This is a genomic window from Burkholderia sp. E168m23, assembly GCF_016586125.1.
Classification (GTDB): Bacteria; Pseudomonadota; Gammaproteobacteria; order Burkholderiales; family Burkholderiaceae; genus Burkholderia; species Burkholderia orbicola.
On record NZ_BCPP01000980.1, the window covers coordinates 1 to 2,604 of the forward strand.

Here is a 2,604-nt window from a genome sequence, read left to right on the forward strand (position 1 = left end):
CAACATCGAGATCAAAGCCCGCGCCCGCGAATTCGACCGGCTGCGCGAACAGGCGGCCCAACTCGCGACCGAAGCACCGCTGTTCTACCGCCAGCAGGATTTCTTCTATGACGTGCCGCGCGGCCGGCTCAAGCTGCGCCGCTTCGAGGACGGCACGCCGGCCGAGCTGATCTTCTACCAGCGCGACGACCGCGACGGCCCGAAGGCGTCGTACTACACGCGCAGCCCGGTCACGAACCCCGACGCGATGCATTCGCTGCTCGCGACCGCGCTGACCACGCGCGGGATCGTGACGAAGGAGCGGCACGTGTACCTCGCGGGCCGCACGCGCATCCACCTCGACCGCGTCGACGGCCTCGGCGATTTCATCGAGCTCGAGGTCGTGCTCGGCCCCGACGACGACGAAGCGGGCGGCGAAGCGGAAGCGCACGAGGTGTTCGCGAAGCTCGGCGTGGCGCAGGACGACCTCGTCGCGGTCGCGTACGTCGATCTGCTGAACGCCGACACCGAGCCCGAAACGGCCTGATCCGGCCCCACCGAAGGCGGCGCCGCGCGTGCCACCTTCAGCGCCCCTGCCGCTGCCGCCTCCCGGTCACGCAGCGCCGGGCGCCAGATGCGCGAGTGGCAGCGCACCGTTGCGCTTGAAGGTGGTCAGCACGATGTTCGAGCGCACGCTGTCGACGCCCGGCACCCGCATCAGCTTCTTCATCACGAACTGCGACAGCGCGTTGAGATCCGGCGCGACGATCCGCAGCAGGTAGTCGGCATCGCCCACCACCGCATGGCATTCGAGCACTTCGGGCAGCACGTCGATCTGCTGCTGGAACTGCTCGATGATCGAATCGCCGTGATGCTTGAGCTTCAGGCTCGTGAACGCGGTCACGCCGAGCCCGAGTTTTTCGGGGCGCAGCATCACGCGGTAGCCTTCGATCACGCCGGCCGCCTCGAGCCGCTGCAGCCGCCGGCCGATCTGCGACGGCGATAGCGGCACCTCCTCGCCCAGCTGCTGATGCGTCGCGCGACCGAAGCGCTGCAGCACGTCCAGCAGCGCGAGATCGAAGTGATCGAGTTCCAGCATGAGCATTCTCCGCATTGATTCGTGATTTGATGCGCGATTATCGCATCAGTCAGCAAATCGACGCCAACTATGCGCCCAATCCGCGCGCAGCCCGCTCTACACTTGCATGGTTCCAACCCCAGCGTGCAGAGCCTGATCATGTCCACCGTCGTCACCGCGAAACTGCAGGAGCAGTTCGATGCGGGCCTCGAAACCCGCGCCGATTTCACCATCGACCAGCCGCTGCAGCGCTACGGCCAGGTCGATCACGCGGTGTGGCAGCAGCTCTATGCGCGCCAGTCCGCCCTGCTGCGCGGCCGCGCGTGCGATGCGTTCGTCGCCGGACTCGGCAAGATTGCGCTGCCGGCCGATCGTGTACCGTCGTTCGCGGACGTGAACCGCCAGTTGAAGCCCGCGACCGGTTGGGAAATCGTCGCGGTGCCGGGCCTCGTGCCTGACCGCGTGTTCTTCGAGCACCTCGCGAACCGGCGTTTCCCCGTCACCTGGTGGATGCGCCGTCCCGACCAGCTCGACTACCTGCAGGAACCCGACTGCTTCCACGACCTGTTCGGCCACGTGCCGCTGCTGATCGACCCGGTGTTCGCCGACTACATGCAGGCGTATGGCCGCACCGCGCTCGCGGTCGCCGACGACGAAGCGGCACTGGCGCGGCTCGCGCGCCTCTATTGGTATACGGTGGAATTCGGGCTGATCCGCGACCCGCGCGGGACCAACGGGCTGTCGATCTACGGCGCCGGGATCGTGTCGAGCAAGGGCGAAAGCCTGTACAGCCTCGAAAGCGCGGCGCCGAACCGGCTCGGGTTCGACCTCGAGCGCGTGATGCGCACGAAGTACCGGATCGACACGTTCCAGAAGACTTACTTCGTGATCGACGATTTCGCGCAGTTGTTCGCGCTCGCCGACGTCGACGGCCGCGCACTGGCCGATCGGCTCGCGGCGCTGCCCGAATTCGCGGCCGGCGCGGTGCTCGACACCGACCGCGTGCTGCATCGCGGCACGGGCGAAGGCTGGCCCGACGACGCCGACGCGTAACGTACCGCGGCGCCGACCGCCGTCGGCCGACCGCCCGTCACCCTTTGCGCAACTATGAAACAATGAACGATGCCGGCCTCGCCGCGCGGTGCAGCCGCGCGTGGGCGCCGTTACCGAACGAGAGGTGCAAGATGATCCACAAGCTCACATCCGAAGAACGCAAGACCCGGCTCGAAGGCCTGCCGCACTGGACGGCCGTGCCGGGCCGCGACGCGATCCAGCGCCGCCTGCGCTTCGCCGATTTCAACGAAGCGTTCGGCTTCATGACGCGCGTCGCGATCAAGGCGCAGGAGATGAACCACCATCCGGAATGGTTCAACGTGTACAACCGTGTCGACATCACGCTGTCGACTCACGACGCCGACGGCCTGACCGAACGCGACATCGAACTCGCGCGGTTCATCGACGGCGCCGCCGCGCACGCGCAACCGGGCGCCTGAATCCCGAGTCCTGCCTCTACCGCCGCGCATCTTTCCGTGCGCGGCGCGTCAACT

4 protein-coding genes are annotated in these 2,604 nt (G+C 67.2%); 3 read left to right on the forward strand and 1 reads right to left on the reverse strand.

The genetic code is table 11. From position 1 onward, the window contains the following. Positions 1–526, forward strand: a 526-nt coding sequence (locus tag JMF90_RS32840) for a class IV adenylate cyclase (protein WP_201325991.1), incomplete at its 5' end; no start/stop codon positions are given. A 66-nt stretch (positions 527–592) separates the two neighbouring features. Here the strand turns inward: JMF90_RS32840 and JMF90_RS32845 are convergent. Continuing rightward, positions 593–1,078, reverse strand: coding sequence for an Lrp/AsnC family transcriptional regulator (locus JMF90_RS32845; protein WP_006408082.1), 486 nt, complete (start codon positions 1,076–1,078; stop codon positions 593–595). A gap of 138 nt (positions 1,079–1,216) precedes the next feature. On the opposite strand from JMF90_RS32845, the gene phhA reads away from it, so the two are divergent. Both phhA and JMF90_RS32855 read left to right on the forward strand, forming a co-directional pair. After that, positions 1,217–2,110 (forward strand): phenylalanine 4-monooxygenase, encoded by an 894-nt coding sequence (gene phhA / locus JMF90_RS32850; protein ID WP_041489343.1) that lies wholly within the window; start codon positions 1,217–1,219, stop codon positions 2,108–2,110. Positions 2,111–2,172: 62 nt separating this feature from the next. After that, positions 2,173–2,550 (forward strand): 4a-hydroxytetrahydrobiopterin dehydratase, encoded by a 378-nt coding sequence (locus JMF90_RS32855; RefSeq protein ID WP_011546818.1) that lies wholly within the window; start codon positions 2,173–2,175, stop codon positions 2,548–2,550. Positions 2,551–2,604: the final 54 nt, after the last annotated feature.

Excerpts from the sequence above, each read along its gene's own strand:
- JMF90_RS32845 (WP_006408082.1), bottom strand. The coding sequence starts at position 1,078 with ATGCTGGAACTCGATCACTTCGATCTCGCGCTGCTGGACGTGCTGCAG.
- JMF90_RS32855 (WP_011546818.1), top strand. The coding sequence starts at position 2,173 with ATGAACGATGCCGGCCTCGCCGCGCGGTGCAGCCGCGCGTGGGCGCCG.
- phhA (WP_041489343.1), top strand. The coding sequence starts at position 1,217 with ATGTCCACCGTCGTCACCGCGAAACTGCAGGAGCAGTTCGATGCGGGC.